The organism is Dickeya sp. MK7 (genome assembly GCF_000406305.1).
Taxonomy (GTDB): domain Bacteria; phylum Pseudomonadota; class Gammaproteobacteria; order Enterobacterales; family Enterobacteriaceae; genus Dickeya; species Dickeya fangzhongdai.
On record NZ_CM001984.1, the window covers coordinates 4,589,824 to 4,608,289 of the forward strand.

At 57.1% G+C, this 18,466-nt stretch carries 16 protein-coding genes, 2 tRNA genes and 1 rRNA gene; 5 read left to right on the plus strand and 14 right to left on the minus strand.

The window, feature by feature from the left end; translation table 11 throughout:
* The first annotated feature begins 390 nt into the window (after positions 1-390).
* Positions 391-1,890, plus strand: coding sequence for a sodium/proline symporter PutP (gene putP / locus DXXMK7_RS19910; RefSeq protein ID WP_038920517.1), 1,500 nt, complete (start codon positions 391-393; stop codon positions 1,888-1,890).
* A 37-nt stretch (positions 1,891-1,927) separates the two neighbouring features.
* Here putP and DXXMK7_RS19915 read toward each other — a convergent pair whose 3' ends face one another.
* Together DXXMK7_RS19915 and ilvC are read right to left on the minus strand one after the other, a co-directional pair.
* Positions 1,928-2,329 (minus strand): hypothetical protein, encoded by a 402-nt coding sequence (locus tag DXXMK7_RS19915; RefSeq protein ID WP_231348820.1) that lies wholly within the window; start codon positions 2,327-2,329, stop codon positions 1,928-1,930.
* 103 nt (positions 2,330-2,432) lie between these two features.
* On the minus strand, positions 2,433-3,911 hold the full coding sequence (ilvC, locus tag DXXMK7_RS19920; RefSeq protein ID WP_038664620.1) for a ketol-acid reductoisomerase: 1,479 nt from the start codon (positions 3,909-3,911) through the stop codon (positions 2,433-2,435).
* Positions 3,912-4,080: 169 nt separating this feature from the next.
* Here ilvC and ilvY point away from each other — a divergent pair, with 169 nt between their 5' ends.
* Positions 4,081-4,968 carry an HTH-type transcriptional activator IlvY gene (gene ilvY / locus DXXMK7_RS19925; RefSeq protein WP_038920518.1) on the plus strand — a complete coding sequence of 296 codons (888 nt, stop codon included), beginning with the start codon at positions 4,081-4,083 and terminating at the stop codon, positions 4,966-4,968.
* Positions 4,968-5,732, plus strand: a complete 765-nt coding sequence (locus DXXMK7_RS19930; RefSeq protein ID WP_038664613.1) for a lysozyme inhibitor LprI family protein — start codon at positions 4,968-4,970, stop codon at positions 5,730-5,732. The genes ilvY and DXXMK7_RS19930 overlap by 1 nt, the downstream gene beginning before the upstream one ends.
* Before the next feature lie 3 nt (positions 5,733-5,735).
* Here the strand turns inward: DXXMK7_RS19930 and DXXMK7_RS19935 are convergent, their stop codons facing one another.
* The 8 genes from DXXMK7_RS19935 to DXXMK7_RS19965 all read right to left on the minus strand — a co-directional run bounded on the left by DXXMK7_RS19935 (position 5,736) and on the right by DXXMK7_RS19965 (position 14,522).
* Positions 5,736-6,476, minus strand: a complete 741-nt coding sequence (locus tag DXXMK7_RS19935; RefSeq protein WP_038920519.1) for a DUF2461 domain-containing protein — start codon at positions 6,474-6,476, stop codon at positions 5,736-5,738.
* 113 nt (positions 6,477-6,589) lie between these two features.
* Positions 6,590-8,134, minus strand: a complete 1,545-nt coding sequence (gene ilvA, locus DXXMK7_RS19940; RefSeq protein WP_038920520.1) for a threonine ammonia-lyase, biosynthetic — start codon at positions 8,132-8,134, stop codon at positions 6,590-6,592.
* Positions 8,135-8,139: 5 nt separating this feature from the next.
* Entirely contained in the window at positions 8,140-9,990 is a 1,851-nt protein-coding gene (gene ilvD, locus DXXMK7_RS19945; RefSeq protein WP_038920521.1) for a dihydroxy-acid dehydratase, read from the minus strand.
* Between the two features lie 67 nt (positions 9,991-10,057).
* The gene (gene ilvE, locus DXXMK7_RS19950) at positions 10,058-10,984 is read right to left on the minus strand and encodes a branched-chain-amino-acid transaminase (protein WP_038920522.1); all 927 of its coding nucleotides are present in this window, start codon (positions 10,982-10,984) and stop codon (positions 10,058-10,060) included.
* A 24-nt stretch (positions 10,985-11,008) separates the two neighbouring features.
* Positions 11,009-11,266, minus strand: coding sequence for an acetolactate synthase 2 small subunit (gene ilvM, locus DXXMK7_RS19955; protein WP_038920524.1), 258 nt, complete (start codon positions 11,264-11,266; stop codon positions 11,009-11,011).
* 17 nt (positions 11,267-11,283) lie between these two features.
* Complete coding sequence (gene ilvG / locus DXXMK7_RS19960) at positions 11,284-12,930, minus strand: acetolactate synthase 2 catalytic subunit (protein ID WP_038920525.1); 1,647 nt, start codon at positions 12,928-12,930, stop codon at positions 11,284-11,286.
* Positions 12,931-13,069: 139 nt separating this feature from the next.
* On the minus strand, positions 13,070-13,168 hold the full coding sequence (gene ilvL, locus DXXMK7_RS22175; protein ID WP_071526243.1) for an ilv operon leader peptide: 99 nt from the start codon (positions 13,166-13,168) through the stop codon (positions 13,070-13,072).
* Positions 13,169-13,307: 139 nt separating this feature from the next.
* Positions 13,308-14,522 carry an MFS transporter gene (locus tag DXXMK7_RS19965; RefSeq protein ID WP_038920526.1) on the minus strand — a complete coding sequence of 405 codons (1,215 nt, stop codon included), beginning with the start codon at positions 14,520-14,522 and terminating at the stop codon, positions 13,308-13,310.
* A gap of 345 nt (positions 14,523-14,867) precedes the next feature.
* Here DXXMK7_RS19965 and DXXMK7_RS19970 point away from each other — a divergent pair, with 345 nt between their 5' ends.
* Positions 14,868-16,394: a YifB family Mg chelatase-like AAA ATPase gene (locus tag DXXMK7_RS19970; protein ID WP_038920528.1), complete on the plus strand. Its 1,527-nt coding sequence runs from the start codon at positions 14,868-14,870 to the stop codon at positions 16,392-16,394.
* A gap of 62 nt (positions 16,395-16,456) precedes the next feature.
* Here the strand turns inward: DXXMK7_RS19970 and DXXMK7_RS19975 are convergent, their stop codons facing one another.
* Complete coding sequence (locus tag DXXMK7_RS19975; RefSeq protein WP_033569495.1) at positions 16,457-16,795, minus strand: DUF413 domain-containing protein; 339 nt, start codon at positions 16,793-16,795, stop codon at positions 16,457-16,459.
* 119 nt (positions 16,796-16,914) lie between these two features.
* Here DXXMK7_RS19975 and hdfR point away from each other — a divergent pair, with 119 nt between their 5' ends.
* Positions 16,915-17,739 (plus strand): HTH-type transcriptional regulator HdfR, encoded by an 825-nt coding sequence (gene hdfR / locus DXXMK7_RS19980; protein ID WP_038920529.1) that lies wholly within the window; start codon positions 16,915-16,917, stop codon positions 17,737-17,739.
* Positions 17,740-18,076: 337 nt separating this feature from the next.
* Here the strand turns inward: hdfR and DXXMK7_RS19985 are convergent.
* From DXXMK7_RS19985 to rrf, 3 genes are all read right to left on the minus strand, one after another.
* Positions 18,077-18,152 (minus strand) — tRNA-Trp (locus DXXMK7_RS19985).
* An 8-nt stretch (positions 18,153-18,160) separates the two neighbouring features.
* Positions 18,161-18,237: transfer RNA gene (locus DXXMK7_RS19990), tRNA-Asp, on the minus strand.
* 66 nt (positions 18,238-18,303) lie between these two features.
* Positions 18,304-18,419 (minus strand): 5S ribosomal RNA (gene rrf, locus DXXMK7_RS19995).
* Positions 18,420-18,466: the final 47 nt, after the last annotated feature.

Genomic DNA, 18,466 nt, shown 5'->3' on the forward strand with positions numbered 1-18,466 from the left:
GACTGGGGTGAGCGACAAATCGGCACTCGCCGATTTGAACGCTGCTTGCAGCGGCCCGTAGGGCGAGGCCCATTTATGGGCCGAGTAAGAAAGCCAACGCACCTGCAACTTGAAGTATGACGGGTATAAGAAAGTTATGTTGGAAAGCAGGACCACTATCAGGCAGGTTGCAACTTTGTGCAACCTTGTTAACAAATTACGCTTTTCACGATATTGCCGCCCGTTTCTCTGATCGGATAGCCGGTTGGCCGGCGACGTCCGCAAGGTTTTCCTTTGCGCTTGCCGGCCGTCAGATGAAAGGTGCAACCTGTAGCAACGACATCGAATCCGCGACCGCCCTGAATTTGTCGGGACGCAGGACTGACGGATCTCATCACAATGGAGAACACAATGACGACGATGAGCACACCCTTGCTGGTCACCTTTCTGGTGTACATCTTCGGGATGGTGTTGATCGGCCTGATGGCCTATCGCGCCACCAACAACTTCGGCGACTATATTCTGGGTGGCCGCCGCATGGGGAGCGTGGTCACCGCGTTGTCCGCCGGCGCGTCCGACATGAGCGGCTGGCTGCTGATGGGGCTGCCGGGCGCGGTGTTTCTGTCCGGCATTTCCGAAAGCTGGATCGCTATCGGCCTGACCATCGGCGCCTATCTGAACTGGACCTGGGTGGCCGGGCGCCTGCGGGTGCACACCGAAGTGAACCATAACGCCCTGACGCTGCCGGACTATTTCAGCCATCGTTTTGAAGATAAAAGCAAATTGCTGCGGGTGATCTCGGCGCTGGTGATTCTGGTGTTCTTCACCATTTATTGCGCTTCCGGCATCGTGGCGGGCGCCCGCTTGTTCGAAAGCACCTTCAATATGGATTACACCACCGCAATGTGGGCCGGCGCCGCGGCCACCATCGCCTACACCTTTATCGGCGGCTATCTGGCGGTCAGTTGGACCGACACCGTACAGGCCAGCCTGATGATTTTCGCGCTGATCCTGACGCCGGTAATCGTTATTCTGTCGGTGGGCGGCATCACGCCGTCGCTGACGGTGATTGAAGGCAAAAGCCCGGCCAATCTGGATATGTTCAAGGGGCTGGACACCGTCGCTATTCTGTCGTTGCTGGGCTGGGGGCTGGGCTACTTCGGGCAGCCGCATATTCTGGCGCGTTTCATGGCGGCGGACTCACACCATACTATCCGCAATGCCCGTCGTATCAGCATGATCTGGATGGTGCTCTGTCTGGCCGGCGCCGTCACCGTCGGTTTCTTCGGCATCGCCTACTTCACCGGTAATCCCGATCAGGCGGGCAACGTCGCCCAGAACGGCGAGCGGGTGTTCATCGAACTGGCGCGTCTGCTGTTCAACCCGTGGATCGCCGGCGTGCTGCTGTCGGCCATTCTGGCGGCGGTGATGAGCACGCTGAGCTGTCAGTTACTGGTCTGCTCCAGCGCCATCACCGAAGATCTGTACAAACCGTTCCTGCGCAAAAACGCCAGCCAGAAAGAACTGGTATGGGTCGGCCGCGCGATGGTGCTGCTGGTCTCGGTGATCGCCATTGCGCTGGCGGTGAACCCAGAAAATCGGGTACTGGGGCTGGTCAGCTACGCCTGGGCAGGATTTGGCGCCGCGTTCGGTCCGGTGATTCTGATTTCCCTGCTGTGGCCGCGTATGACCCGCAATGGCGCGCTGGTCGGTATGCTGGTCGGCGCCGCCACGGTCATCATCTGGAAACAGTACGGCTGGCTGAATCTGTATGAAATCATCCCCGGCTTCCTGCTGTCTTGCGCCGCGATTGTGGTCGTCAGTCTGCTGGGCCGCGCGCCGTCCGCCACGGTGACCGAGCGTTTCCATCAGGCCGAGCGGGAATTTAAATCTGCGCCGGCGGATGCCTGACCCCAGACAACAATACGGCCCGAATCAGCGGGCCGTATTATGGGTGAGTCACGGTAATGCGGGTTTTCAATGTTTCGTAACCGCCGTGAAGTCGAATACGGTTATCCAGCCGGTACACATCGCCGGTCACGTTAATCACCAGCACGCCATCCTGCATACGAATCTCCGCGTCGCGACTGTTAGTCTTGAGCACGTCTCTCGCTTCCCCGCCGTTCACGCTGACGGTATACCGATAGATAAACCCTACGGTCGCCCCGCCGCTATCGAGCTGGAGAATATTTACCGTGACGTTATCTTCAAGCTGATATTGTCGCACCAGATTGTAATCATCGTCCGACCAATAGAGAAAAGCCAAAAACACCACGATCAAAGCGGCGGCAGCGACCGTCAGTCGCGGCGACGAGAAAGAAAACGCCTTACTCACCTTTGTTGTTTGCATAACTCGCCTTTGACGTATGTGGCTGATAAACCGACGCTCGGATGCATAAAAAAACGGGGCGCCATCTGCGCCCCGTTCTGCTATGCGATAGGTTCTAATGGCCTTAGCCAGCCACCGCAATGCGTTTCATGTCGGTCATGTAGCCACGCAGTTTCTTGCCGATGACTTCGATCGGGTGGTTACGGATAGCGTCGTTCACGTCACGCAGCTGTGCGTTATCCACGCTGGTCGCGGCTACCGGTTTGCCCAGGTCGCCCGGCTGCAGGCTGTCCATGAACGCGCCTTTCAGCAACGGAACAGCAGCGTTGGCGAACAGGTAGTTACCGTACTCAGCGGTATCGGAGATCACCACGTTCATTTCATACAGGCGCTTACGAGCGATGGTGTTGGCGATCAGCGGCAGTTCGTGCAGCGACTCGTAGTAAGCCGACTCTTCGATAATGCCGGAGCTGACCATGGTTTCGAACGCCAGTTCCACGCCGGCTTTGACCATCGCGATCATCAGCACGCCGTTGTCGAAGTATTCCTGCTCGCCGATTTTACCGTCAAACTGCGGCGCGTTTTCAAACGCGGTTTTGCCGGTTTCTTCACGCCAGGTCAGCAGTTTCACGTCGTCGTTGGCCCAGTCGGCCATCATGCCGCTGGAGAACGCGCCGGAGATGATGTCGTCCATGTGTTTCTGGAACAGCGGCGCCATGATGCCTTTCAGTTGTTCAGACAGGGCGAAAGCGCGCAGTTTAGCCGGGTTGGACAGACGGTCCATCATCAGGGTGATGCCGCCCTGCTTCAGCGCTTCGGTGATGGTTTCCCAGCCGAACTGAATCAGTTTTTCCGCGTAAGCCGGGTCAACGCCTTCCGCAACCAGCTTGTCGAAGCTCAGCAGCGAACCGGCCTGCAGCATGCCGCAAAGAATGGTCTGCTCGCCCATCAGGTCGGATTTCACTTCCGCCACGAAAGATGACTCCAGCACGCCCGCACGGTGACCACCGGTCGCAGCAGCCCAGGCTTTGGCGATCGCCATGCCTTCGCCTTTCGGGTCGTTTTCCGGGTGAACGGCGACAAGCGTCGGCACGCCGAAACCACGTTTGTATTCTTCGCGCACTTCGGTGCCCGGGCACTTCGGCGCCACCATCACTACGGTGATGTCTTTACGAACCTGCTCGCCCACTTCAACGATGTTGAAACCGTGGGAGTAACCCAGCGCCGCACCCTGTTTCATCAGCGGCTGCACAGCCTGTACCACGGCGGAGTGCTGTTTGTCCGGAGTCAGGTTAACCACCAGGTCCGCCTGCGGAATCAGTTCTTCATAGGTGCCGACTTTAAAGCCGTTTTCGGTAGCCTTGCGCCATGATGCGCGTTTTTCGGCGATGGCTTCGGCACGCAGGGCGTAAGCGATATCCAGACCGGAATCGCGCATGTTCAGCCCCTGGTTCAGACCCTGAGCGCCACACCCCACGATGACCACTTTTTTGCCTTTCAGATAGCTGGCTTCATCGGCGAATTCATCGCGGCCCATGAAACGGCACTTGCCCAGTTGCGCCAGCTGTTGACGCAGGTTCAGTGTATTGAAGTAATTGGCCATGAGGCGTGCTCCATCTGATATTGTGTTTGTGTTTGCTTTATGTTCGGGACGGCGGTAACCACCGCCATCAGAATGTCATTATGATATGACAGGAAATACATTGCTTAAATTGATATATTAACAACGTCATATTGCAAGAATTGCAACATTAAAACGAGACACGGCGCGCATGGACTTACGGGATCTGAAACTTTTTTTGCATCTGGTGGAGAGCCGCCACTTCGGCCGTACCGCCAAGGCGATGCATATCAGTCCCTCCACGCTGTCGCGCCAGATCCAACGGCTGGAAGAGGACATCGGACAGGCGCTGTTTTTGCGCGACAACCGCACCGTACGCCTGACCGATGCCGGCGAGCACCTCAAAACCTTCGCCCAGCAGACCCTGCTGCAATACCAGCAGTTACGCCTGATTCTGCAACAACGCGGCCAGTCGCTCTGCGGCGAGCTGCGGCTGTTCTGCTCGGTGACCGCCGCTTACAGCCACCTGCCGCCGATTCTGGATCGCTTCCGTGCGCGGTATCCGCTGGTGGAAATCAAGCTCACGACCGGCGACGCGGCTGACGCGGTGGACAAGGTGCAATCCAATGACGCCGATCTCGGCATCGCCGGACATCCGGAAACGCTACCGGCCAGCGTGGACTTTATGCCGATCGGCAAGGTGCCGCTGGTGCTGATCATTCCGGCGCTGCCCTGCCCGGTGCAGGCGCAGGCATTGCTGCCGCATCCGGACTGGTCGCAGATTCCGTTCATCCTGCCGGAACACGGGCCGGTGCGGAAAAGAATTGACGTCTGGTTCCGCCGTCAGCACATTACCAATCCTCCCATCTATGCCACGGTGTCCGGCCATGAAGCGATGGTCTCGATGGTGGCGTTGGGCTGCGGTATCGCCCTGATTCCTGACGTGGTACTTGAAAACAGTCCGGAACCGGTGCGTAATCGTGTGTCGATATTGGAAGCGCAAGCCATGGAACCGTTCGAATTGGGCGTCTGCGTGCAGAAAAAGCGCCTGAACGACCCGCTGATAGCAGCATTTTGGGAAACCCTACAGGAAAAATGATGAAACGATCGCTTGCTACGTTACTGCTGCCACTGGCTGTGGGTTGCAGTGCGCTCCCGGCGCTGGCCGCCAGTTTTCCCTGCCAGCAGGCCGCCTCGGCGCAGGAGAAACTGATTTGCCAGACGCCGGCGCTCAGCCAACTGGATGACGAGCTGGCAAAAGAGTGGCAGAAATCGCGGGCGTTTCTCACCGGCAACCCCGAGCGCGTCGCGCAGGATAAAAGTCTGACCCAGTTCCAGCGCGGCTGGCTGTCCAGCCGCAATACCTGCCGGGATGAAGAGTGCCTGCGCCAGAGCTACCAGCAACAGCTTAACCGCCTGCGCTACCTGAACGATGTCACCCAGCACACGATGCCGGACCCGATCGCCCGGCCACGCCGCGGCAGTTGCTTTGACGGCGACTACAGCTACGAGTATTACCTGCAGTTGTCCGATCAGGAGTACGCCGAACTGAGCGATTACTTCAAGGAAATGTACGACCAGAAAGCGCCGTACCACCTGGTCAACCTGACGCTGAATACCGAAGACGGCGACATCACCGGCACCGGTTCAGTGGCGTTTCGCTATGCCAACAAGCTGGATGACATCACGCTCAGCGCCCGCCAGATGACCGACACTCAGGCCATCGGCCAGACGGAAAGCAGCTTCGGCGGGCAGAAAAAGCTGCTGTTGACCTGCGTTGATAACCGGCAGGTACAAATCACGGTGTTTGACGCCGCCGGTGAAAGCTATCTGTTTGATTATTTGATGGTGAAGGGCAAATAACCCTCAACGACTAAACCATTTCTCATCCAGAAAGGCGGGGCTGACTTTTTCCGGTTCCGCCGCTTTCTTCATCGCTTCAATCTTCATCAGATAGTGGTACAACGGCTCCAGCCGGGTAAAGCCTTTCGCCAACACCGATGCCAGTTCACCGCTAAACAGCGGGTCCTGATCCTGACGGGTGGTCATGACCGCAAACGATTTACGGTTGTACCAGTGCGCCAGTTCTGCCTCCTGATCCTTAATCAGCGGCCGTTTGTAACTATCGCCCACCAGCGCAAACTCACGGCCCAGACAAGACGCGATGTCCAGAAAACCCTGTGGATTGTCGCGCAGCGTCTGCCGGAACAGCTCCATCGTGGTGCGGCTGGCGCTGTAATACCCCAACCCGTAGCTCCAGTCATACGGCGTCAGTTCGAAAAAGTAGACCGGCGCATCGGTCCAGTCCTTGTGGGTACGCTTGAAGGTGAACCACATTTTGTCGCGATAGCGGGATTTGTCATGAGAAAAGCGGGTGTCGCGGTGAATGCGGGATAACGTTTTGCCCACCGCCGGCTTGGTTTCGAAATGGTCGTCAATCTGCAGCATGGCGATAGACAGCGACTCCACCAGCGCCCGAAAAGGCGTCAGCAGCCGGTCGTCATACTCTTGCCGGTGCTCTTCAAACCATTCTTTGCTGTCCTGCTGGCGTACCTGCTGCAAAAAGGTCAGCGTCTGCGGCGAAAACCCGTTGAATCCCGTTGCCATGATGTGGTGTCCCTGACTGACTGGTGAGACGTCAAGCCTACCGCAGCACGCCATAAAATAAAATGCGCCCGGCGGCGTAAAACCGTCGGGCGCATTCGGAGAAGCGAACGGACCTAACCTTGCAGGAAGAAACGGAACGCGGGGTTCTGCGTCTCATCGTGGCACTCATACCCCAGCGCCTGCAGATGCTGCTCGAACGCCGGGTCATGCTCCGTACGCTCGAAGGCCGCCAGCACACGACCAAAGTCGGTGCCGTGGCTGCGGTAATGGAACAGCGAGATATTCCAGTACGTTCCCAGCGTATTGAGGAACTTCAGCAACGCGCCCGGCGATTCCGGGAATTCAAAGCTGTACAACCGTTCCTTTAGCGGCTTGGACGGCCGCCCGCCGACCATGTAACGCACATGCAGTTTCGCCATCTCGTCGTCGGACAGGTCCACCACCTGATAACCGCCCGCCTGCAATTCCGCCAGAATCTCGTGGCGCTCGGCGTTGCCGCGCGTCAGTCGCACGCCGACAAAAATACAGGCGTTGTCGGCATCGGCGTAACGGTAGTTGAACTCGGTGACGGAACGCCCGCCCAACAGTTGGCAGAACTTGAGGAAACTGCCCTTCTGTTCGGGAATGGTCACCGCCATCAGCGCTTCGCGCTGTTCGCCCAGTTCGCAACGCTCGGACACGTAACGCAGCCCGTGGAAGTTGACGTTGGCGCCGGACAGAATATGCGCCAGCCGTTCGCCCTGAATGTTGTGCTGCTGGATGTATTTTTTCATCCCGGCCAGCGCCAGCGCCCCGGACGGCTCGGCAATCGCACGCACATCCTCGAACAGATCTTTGACCGCCGCGCAGATAGCGTCGCTGTCGACGGTGATGACATCGTCCAGATACTCCCGGCACAGGCGGAAGGTTTCGTTACCGATGCGTTTCACCGCCACCCCTTCGGCGAACAGCCCGACGCGCGGCAAATCCACCGGCTGGCCGGCGTCCAGCGCCGCCCGCAGGCAGGCGGAGTCTTCCGCTTCCACGCCGATCACCTGAATCTGCGGCATCAGTTGCTTGATCAGCACCGCGACGCCCGACGCCAGACCGCCGCCGCCGACCGGCACGAACACGCGGTCCAGATGAGCGTCCTGCTGCAGCAGTTCCATCGCCAGCGTTCCCTGCCCGGCGATCACCGCCGGGTGGTCGAACGGCGGCACAAAGGTCATGTGCTGCTGTTGCGACAGTTCGATCGCCTTGGCTTTGGCTTCATCAAAGTTAGCGCCGTACAGCAGCACTTCGCCGCCAAAATCACGCACCGCATCCACCTTGATATCCGCCGTGGCGACCGGCATCACGATCAACGCGCGAATGCCGAGACGGCTGGCGGACAGCGCCACGCCTTGCGCATGGTTGCCGGCCGAAGCCGTCACCACGCCGTGCGATTTCTGCTCGTCGCTGAGGCTCGCCATCATGGCGTAAGCACCGCGCAACTTGAAGCTATGCACCGGCTGCCGATCCTCGCGCTTCACCAGAATGACATTGCCAAGCCGTGAGGAAAGTTTATCCATCCGTTCCAGCGGCGTGACCTGCACCACTTCGTACACCGGCGCGCGCAACACCGCGCGCAAGTACTCCGCCCCGCCGGGTTCGGCGGGAAGAGGTAGAGAAACAGCCATGGCGTTTAGCCTCCCAGCTTGCTCTTGTCTCGAACCGCGCCTTTGTCGGCGCTGGTAGCCAGGCTGGCGTAAGCGCGCAGCGCAAAAGAAACCTGACGATTACGGTTTTTCGGCGTCCAGGCGGCATCGCCGCGCGCCAGTTCCTGCTCGCGGCGGCGGGCCAGATCGTCGTCGCTCACTTCCAGCGCGATACCGCGCTTGGGAATGTCGATGGCAATCATGTCGCCGTCCTGCACCAGGCCGATGGTGCCGCCGTTGGCCGCTTCCGGCGATGCGTGACCGATAGACAAGCCGGAGGTGCCGCCGGAGAAGCGACCGTCGGTGATCAGCGCGCAGGCTTTGCCCAATCCCATCGATTTCAGGAAACTGGTCGGATAGAGCATCTCTTGCATGCCCGGCCCGCCTTTCGGCCCTTCGTAGCGAATCACCACCACGTCGCCCGCCACCACTTTACCGCCCAGGATCGCTTCTACCGCGTCATCCTGCGATTCGTACACTTTCGCCGGACCGCGGAACACCAGGCTGCCTTCATCCACGCCGGCGGTTTTCACGATACAGCCATTCTCTGCGATGTTGCCGTACAGCACGGCCAACCCGCCATCCTGACTGTAAGCGTGTTCGCGGGAACGGATGCAGCCTTCTTTACGGTCGGTATCCAGCGTCTCCCAGCGACAGTCCTGCGAGAATGCCTGCGTGGTACGGATGCCCGCCGGACCGGCGGAGTACATTTTCTTGACCGCTTCGTCCTCGGTCTGCATCACGTCGTAGGCTTGCAACGTTTGCACCAGATCCTTGCCCAGTACGTTGCGAACATCGCGGTTCAGCAGCCCGGCGCGATCCAGCTCGCCCAGAATGCCGATAACGCCGCCGGCGCGATGCACATCTTCCATGTGGTATTTCTGGGTGCTCGGCGCCACCTTGCACAGCTGCGGCACCTTACGCGACAGGCGATCGATGTCGTCCATGGTGAAGTCCACTTCCGCTTCCTGCGCCGACGCCAGCAGATGCAGCACGGTGTTGGTGGATCCGCCCATAGCGATGTCCAGCGTCATGGCGTTTTCAAACGCCGCCTTGGTGGCGATATTGCGCGGCAACGCGCTGGCGTCATCCTGTTCGTAATAACGCTTGGTCAGTTCAACGATGCGTTTGCCGGCGTTGAGGAACAGCTGTTTGCGGTCGGCATGGGTCGCCAGCAGCGAGCCGTTGCCCGGCTGAGACAGCCCCAACGCTTCGGTCAGGCAGTTCATCGAGTTGGCGGTGAACATGCCGGAACAGGAACCGCAGGTCGGACAGGCGGAGCGCTCAATCTGATCGCTGTCGGCGTCGCTGACATTGGGGTTGGCGCCCTGAATCATGGCGTCCACCAGATCCAGCTTGATCAACTGGTTGGAAAGTTTGGTTTTCCCGGCTTCCATCGGGCCGCCGGAGACGAAGATCACCGGAATGTTCAGGCGCAGCGAGGCCATCAGCATCCCCGGCGTGATCTTGTCGCAGTTGGAGATGCACACCATGGCGTCCGCGCAGTGGGCGTTGACCATGTACTCCACTGAGTCGGCGATCAGCTCGCGGGAAGGCAGGGAGTAAAGCATACCGCCGTGCCCCATCGCGATACCGTCATCCACCGCGATGGTATTGAATTCTTTGGCGACGCCGCCGGCGGCTTCAATCTGCTCGGCGACCAGTTTGCCCAGATCGCGCAGATGAACGTGTCCGGGAACGAATTGCGTGAACGAGTTCACCACAGCGATGATGGGCTTGCCGAAATCGGCATCGGTCATGCCGGTGGCGCGCCACAGGGCTCGCGCTCCAGCCATATTACGACCATGCGTGGTGGTGGCTGAACGGTACTTAGGCATACTCTGATTACTCCAGTTTAAACGGGTAGCCGGCGGCGATACGCCACCGGGAAAAGTCTTTTTTCAATTAACGGTTTATCGGATCCAGCCAGCCCCATTTGTCTTCCGTCTCGCCAGTGAACAGGCCGAAAAACGCCTGTTGCAGCTGCTTGGTGACCGGGCCGCACTTGCCGATGCCGACCTGAATGCCGTCCACGCTGCGAACCGGGGTGATTTCCGCCGCCGTGCCGGACATGAACACTTCATCCGCCAAATATAGCGATTCGCGCGACAACACCTGCTCGCGCACTTCAAAACCTTTGTCTTTCGCCAGCTTGATGATGGCGTCGCGGGTGATGCCCGGCAGCGCGGCGGAAGTGAACGGCGGGGTGAAAATCACGCCGTCTTTTACTTCAAACAGGTTTTCGCCTGCGCCTTCGGACACATAGCCGTTTACATCCAGCGCGATCCCTTCCTGATAGCCGTGACGACGCGCTTCACTGCCCACCAACAGGGAGGACAGATAGTTACCGCCCGCTTTGGCCGCGGTCGGGATCGTGTTGGCGGCAACGCGGTTCCAGGACGACACCATGGCGTCGATCCCCTGATCCAGCGCTTCTTCGCCCAGATACGCGCCCCACGGGAACGCCGCGATAATCACATCGGTATTGTAGCCAGCCGGCGGGTTCACCCCCATGCCGACATCGCCAACGAATACCAGCGGGCGGATATACGCGCTGGTCAGTTTGTTCCGACGCAGTGTTTCGCGGCAGGCTTCCATCAGTTCGTCAACGCTGTAGGAAATCGGCATACGGTAAATTTTGGCTGAATCATGCAGGCGCTGCATGTGTTCACGATGACGGAACACCACCGGCCCTTTGTGAGAATTATAGCATCGCACACCCTCAAACACCGACGTGCCGTAATGCAGCGCGTGGGACATCACGTGAACTTTAGCGTCCGCCCAGGGAACCATTTCGCCGTTGAACCAGATATAGTCTGCTTTTTTAGTCATTGTTGATTTTCCTTACCGATGCCGTCAGGCACGTATTTGTTGTGATGTGAGCGGCTGGATCTCCACACAGGCGATGTCCAGCAGTTTGCTTAATTGGGTTGACAATAAATCCACCGGTCTGTGGCTGGCAACGGTCATTTCAATCTGTACCTGATCGTCGTTATTCGCCTGCGTCATGTTCATGGCGCAGACCTGAAAGCCGCGGTGACGGGTCACGCGCAACACGCGCTCCAGGACTTCCGGGCGATAACGGGCCTGAATGGAAAGCTGATGATGTGTCATGGGAAAATCTCCTGCCATTATTCTGTTTTATCCAGCATCGTTTCATTACCGGCACCCGGCGGCACCAGCGGCCAGACATTCTCATTCTCGTCGATGGAAACATGCAGCAGGTAAGGACCTTCGCTGTTCAGCAGCGCATCCAGGGCGGAATCAATCTGGTCTTTATGGGTAATTCGCTGGCCGGGAATGCCGAAGGCGCTGGCCAGCATCAGGAAATCGGGGTTATCGGAGAGGTTGGTTTCACTGTAGCGTTCGTCGAAAAACAGTTGCTGCCATTGTCGCACCATGCCCAGTCGCTGATTGTCCATCAACACGATTTTCAGCGGCAGACGTTTTCGCTTGATGGTGCCGAGCTCCTGCACATTCATCATGAAAGAGCCGTCACCGGAAATACAGATTACGGTATCGTCAGGACGCGCCACCTGAGCGCCGACCGCCGCCGGCACGCCGAATCCCATGGTGCCAAGACCGCTTGAGGTGATGAAATTTTCCGGGCGGGTGAAGTGCATATGCTGGGCGGCCCACATCTGATGCTGCCCGACATCGGTAGTGATCACCGTTTCGGCCGGCATGCGGTCCGCCAGGGTGCGGAGCAGCGCCGGAGCATAAATGGCTTCACCCGGATGGTCATAACGCCAGTCGTATTCAGCTTTCATCATCGCCGCCTGCTGACGCCAGTCAGCGATATCCAACGGCTGTTGCAACGCCGGCAGCAGCTGATTCAGATCACCACGCAGCGCCACGTGCGCCTGCCGCAGTTTATTCAGCTCCGCCGGATCGATATCCATGTGGATCACGTTGGCATGCGGCGCAAACGCGCTCAGTTTACCGGTCACGCGGTCATCAAAGCGCGCGCCGACGGCAACCAGCAAGTCGCACTCTTGTACCAGCAGGTTGGCGGCGCGGGTGCCGTGCATGCCGATCATACCGAGATAATACGGGTAGTCTTTCTCCACCGCGCCCAACCCTTTCAGGGTCGCCACGGCGGGAATCCGGGACGTTTCGATAAATGAGCGCAGCGCTGGAACCGCCTGCGCCATTCCTACGCCGCCCCCCACATACAGCACCGGTTTTTTCGCTCGCGCCAGCATCGCCCGCGCTTCCGCGACCTGCTGGGTCGAAAAGGGCATAACGTCATCCACCGGCATGAAACACGGAGAGAAATCCCCTTCCGCCAATTGAATATCCTTAGGAATATCAATCAGCACCGGGCCGGGGCGCCCGCTGCGGGCCACGGCGAAAGCTTCAGCCATGATCTCCGGCAACGACGCGATGGAGTCAACCAGGAAACTGTGTTTGGTGCAGGCCAGCGAGAGGCCGAGTACATCGATCTCCTGAAAGGCATCGGTCCCGATCAGGGCCGAGCCAACCTGACCGGTAATCGCCACAATGGGTACTGAATCCAGCAACGCATCCGCCAGGCCGGTAATCAGATTAGTCGCGCCTGGGCCGGACGTCGCAATGCAAACTCCAACGTTGCCGGTGGAGCGGGCATAACCGATGGCGGCCATGGCTGCCCCCTGCTCATGGCGACAGAGCAGGTGTTCCACGCCGCCGTCGTACAACGCATCATAGACCGGCATAATCGCGCCACCTGGATAACCGAATACGGTCTCCACTCCCTGCGCCCGCAACGCTTGTACCACCCACTGCGCACCATTCATAGTTATTTCCCCGACTCTATCTGGGGAAAACAGGATTTTATGCTACTCGACATTATCTGCTCCCTTGTTGCGATTGCCGGCCCATAAAAAAACCCCCGACCTTTCGGTGCGGGGGTTTTCTTGAATTCGGCCTTGATTTCTAAGCCATTCTTCGTCCAAGTGCAGCCCCGCACGGTGGGATAATAATCACCACCACGCTAATCACGACTAGGCTAATCACCAGGTTGAAGGCTTTCATTTCAGGTTGTTCATTAATCTACTGTCGAACGAATACCTACAGAGTTATCACAGCAAGCCCCGCCATGACAACTCTTTTTTTCCGCAACTATTGAGCCAGCCAACCGATAAGCATCACAAAACGGCTTATTATTCATGCATTAACCCGCCACATGCGACATCGTGCTTTTTGCCGTCCACTTTCGTTCGGAAAACGCCGCCAGCACGGCAATCATGATCGCCACCACTCCGGCGACCATCGCCATAGCGAGCGCATAGTTATGGTTGTGGGCTTCGGCAATGCTCGCCTGCAGCGTGGCATTAACCGATGCAATCAGGTTGCCGAGCTGGTAGACAAAACCGGGGAGCACCGCCCGCGTGTTGCTCGGCACCAGCTCATTCAGGAAGGTCGGGATCACGCCCCAGGCACCCTGCACCATGAACTGCATCAAAAACGCGCCCAACCCCAGCGCCCAGGGACCGTGCGAGAACGCCCACAGCGGGATCACCGGCAATGCCAGCAACGCCGCCGCCATAATCGCTTTCTTCCGACCAATGCGTTCTGACAGCGTACCGAAAAAGATGCCGCCGATGATCGAGGCAATATTGTAGCCGATGGCGATCATACTGACGGTTTTCGCGTCAAAACCATGCTGAATTTTCAAAAATGCCGGATACAGGTCCTGCGTGCCGTGGCTAAAGAAATTGAACGACGCCATCAGCACCACCAGATAAAGACAAAGTTTCCAGTGCGTCTTTAACACCGGCAATAACGCCGTGCTTTCCTTACGTACCCGGGCAGCCCGCCATACCGGCGACTCTTCCACACAGAAATAAATAAACGGCAGCAGCAAAATAGGAACCGCGCCGATGATAAACATGCCGCGCCAGCCGACCTGATCAAACAACAATCCGTAAACCACCGCCGCCAGCAAGTAACCAAACGGATAACCGGCCTGAAAAATGCCTGACATCAACCCACGGGAGCGGTCAGGAATGGTTTCCATCGCCAGTGAGGACGCCACGCCCCAAATTCCTCCCATCGCCACGCCATACAGCACTCTCAACAGCAGAAATACCGTAATACTCGGCGCTGCGGCGGATAACAGCTCAAACACCGAGAACAGCACGATGTTCAGCATCAAAATCGGCTTGCGACCAAACTTCTCCGCCAACCGTCCCAACAGCAACGCGCCGATAGGACGAACGGCCAGCGTCAGCAGAATGGCCAGCGTCACCTGTTCCATGCTGACGGAAAAGGCATGGGCGAGTTCGCTAAGCAGAAAAACCAGAATGAAGAAATCAAATGCATCCAGCGCCCAGCTTAAAAAGCTGGCAATCGCTGCATTACGTTGCAGGGCAGTCCAACCAAACATAATTTTTTATCCTGATAGTGAGACAGCTTCACGTCATTAACAGGCTGAACGGCAAGCGATGCCGCAGTCGATGAGGCGATGTGAAAATCGCAGATGATATTTTAAATATTTGTTAAATACGCCTCTCGTGACAATCGGGCAATGCTGTGTTCGGTATGAATCTGTTGCGAATACGGCCACCTTGTAACTTTTTATTAACGACAGCAGGAAGCACGCACACAATTTTATGAATCCCGCCTGAAATAGCAGATTGTTTTATAGCGACGCCTCGCAAAGTGGTCATCACTACGATGTCACAAAGCAGCTGGACCGGCATGATGCCCACCTCACAGGGAGGAATGAGCAATGACACTGGCTGTGACCTACACGCGAGCCACCATCGGTATGCAGGCGCCGGAAGTTTCGATTGAAGTGCATATCAGTAATGGCCTGCCCGCACTGACACTGGTCGGCTTACCGGAAACCACGGTCAAGGAGGCACGAGATCGGGTGCGTAGCGCTCTGATCAACTGTGGCTTCACCTTTCCCGCCAAGCGGATTACCGTCAACCTGGCGCCTGCGGACCTGCCGAAAGAAGGGGGACGATATGACCTCCCCATCGCCCTGGCCATTCTGGCAGCCTCAGAACAGATTGCCGGCGAGAAACTTGCTCAGTATGAGTTCCTTGGCGAACTCGGGCTGTCGGGCAGCCTGAGAGGCGTTCATGGCGCTATTCCGGCGGCGATGGAAGCACAAAAAGCAGGCCGGGGGCTGATTCTGCCGGAAGACAACAAAATGGAAATCACTCTGGTTCCACATGGCGATACATTGCTGGCTAATCACCTGCTGCAGGTCTGCGCCTTTTTGCAAGGCGAAACGCCGCTGCTGCGTGGCAGCGATATTACGTCTGAAACGCCGGCCCATACGCCGATAGCGGACCTGAAGGACATCATCGGTCAGGAACAAGCCAAACGCGCGCTGGAAATTGCGGCGGCGGGCGGACATAACCTGCTGTTGCTCGGCCCGCCGGGCACTGGGAAAACCATGCTGGCCAGCCGCCTACCCGGTTTGTTGCCGCCGCTTGATGATGAGGAAGCGCTGGAAAGCGCCGCCATCAACAGCCTGATTGATATTCAGCCCAGCCTGTCGCAATGGCGTAACCGGCCGTTTCGTTCGCCTCACCATACCGCATCCATTACTGCGCTGGTCGGCGGCGGCGTACTGCCCAAACCTGGCGAGATCTCGCTGGCGCATAATGGCGTGTTATTTCTGGATGAGTTGCCGGAATTTGAACGACGGGTACTGGACTCGCTGCGGGAACCGTTGGAATCAGGCGAAATCGTGATTTCCCGTACTCGCGCCAAAGTCTGCTATCCTGCCCGTTTTCAGTTGGTGGCCGCAATGAATCCCAGTCCATCAGGTCACTATCAGGGCATCCACAATCGCATGCCGGCACAGCAAATTCTGCGTTACCTCAACCGGCTATCCGGCCCATTTCTGGATCGCTTTGATTTATCCATTGAGGTGCCATTACTGCCCCCCGGTATTCTTCGCCAGCAAACACGCATTGGCGAGGACAGCGCAACCGTGCGGGAACGGGTATTTGAAGCCAGAAGGCGGCAGTTAGCCCGTATCGGCAGAATCAACGCACACATGAAATCGGATGACATCGCCTGTCACTGTCGGTTGAAAAGCGAGGATGCGGCGTACCTGGAAGAAGTGATGAGCAAATTAGGGCTATCGGTCAGAGCCTGGCACCGGATACTGAAAGTCTCGCGCACGATTGCCGACCTGGGAGGAGAAGATCAGATTCATCGTACTCATTTGTCGGAAGCGCTCAGCTATCGTTGTATGGATCGTCTGCTAATTCAGTTGCACAAGAGCCTGGCATGAACCCGAGCCAGCGTCAGTTAATCTGCGGCAGAAATAAAAATGGGGCCGGAGCCCCATTCAGATTAGTCATCGCTTTCTGTGTACTCTTCCACGGTGTCCATTTGCGGCTTGCCGCCAGACAGCGTATGGAAACGTTTAGGACGACGAATACGGCTGACGTACTTCGCCCAGATTTTTTCCAATTCGGTCTGTGCTGCGCGCTCACCGCGGCATACAGCAACAAACTGAATCTCTTCCTCTGTCACCGGATGACGTTTGCCCGAATCAAGTTCGTTAAATGCCTGTCCATGACGCTCCAGCAGTTGAGCTTCTTTAATCGTAAAGTCACCATGCCGGGAAAAACCACGTGGATAGAATTTGTTATCAAAAAAACGACTGGTTGTTGAGAAGCTTTCCGCCATCTTACACGCTCCTAATTCTCATATGGTCGTGCCGTTTATGGCGCGGAGTATTAGATAGGCTTGACTTCCTGTAAAACAAAACATTTAAATCATGACGACAAAAAATTTTGGAGGAAAGCATGGATACCGACTTACTGAAAACCTTTCTGGAAGTCAGCCGGACAAGACACTTCGGCCGAGCGGCCGAATCATTGTATCTGACGCAGTCAGCGGTGAGCTTTCGTATCAGGCAACTTGAAAATCAACTGGGCGCCAATTTGTTCACCCGGCACCGTAACAATATTCGCCTGACGCCCGCCGGCGAACGTCTGTTGCCTTATGCGGAAAACCTGATCGGCACCTGGCAAATAGCCAAGAAAGAGGTCGCTCGTTCCCAACAGCACAGCCAGCTTTCCATAGGCGCTACGGCTTCGCTCTGGGAGGCGTTCCTGACTCCCTGGCTAAATGAACTCTATCAGCAACGCCCGCTGCTGCAGCTAGAGGCAAGAATCGCACAGCGACAAACGCTGATTAAGCAACTCCATGAACGTCAGTTGGATTTACTGATTACTACCGAATCGCCGAAGATGGACGAACTTTCTTGTCAGTTATTGGGCAATTTTTCTTTGTCTCTGTTTACTACCGATAATGTATCAGCAGAGGAACGACCTTATATCAGGCTGGAATGGGGGGCAGATTTCCATCAGTATGAGAATCACTGGCTGCCCGGAGATCAGGTACCGTCGCTCACCACGTCTTCCGCACACCTGACGCGGCAATTGATGGCAACCATCGGTGGTTGTGCATTTCTCCCCAGCGACTGGTCGCAGCACTATCCTGAACTGCACCCGATTCCTGAGGCCAATATCGTGGTTCGCCCCTGCTATGCGGTTTGGCTTGGAAACAGCGATCAACAGGAGCTGATTAAACAGTTACTGAAAACCCCACTGAATATCGCTTCTTAAACCATTATCAATGCACTATGCGATCTACCTGAAAGTCCTACGGGCTTTCGGAAGATCGATAGACCTCATTAACCAGGCATTATTCTTCGCAGGTATACCGGTCTGTGAAGAGCCGTTACACACTCCAGATTTCATTAAGACATGCGCCATCATGAAGGATGGCAACAGTTCTGTATTATGATGCAGCCACTCACGGGAGGCTAGCCAGACGCACTTCCTCAATAAATAGTCGTGAAAATGCATCATTGGCATGCTTATCAAAAGGGGAAAATATGAAATGAAAAATTAATGGACGAAAAAAAACCCTTCACGCTACCGTGAAGGGCTATTTTTGGTTTGGCAGGGGCGGAGAGGCTCGAACTCCCAACACCCGGTTTTGGAGACCGGTGCTCTACCAATTGAACTACGCCCCTAAATAGGGTGGCGGTGCGGACGGGACTCGAACCCGCGACCCCCGGCGTGACAGGCCGGTATTCTAACCGACTGAACTACCGCACCACCGATTCTGTACGTTATCAGAGGAGTCAATCCGATAACCGGTGTTTTCTTACACCACAATTTGATGCCTGGCAGTTCCCTACTCTCGCATGGGGAGGCCCCACACTACCATCGGCGCTACGGCGTTTCACTTCTGAGTTCGGCATGGGGTCAGGTGGGACCACCGCGCTCTCGCCGCCAGGCAAATTCTTTTCATTCCAACCGTCATGCCCACGCTACCGCGCTGCAT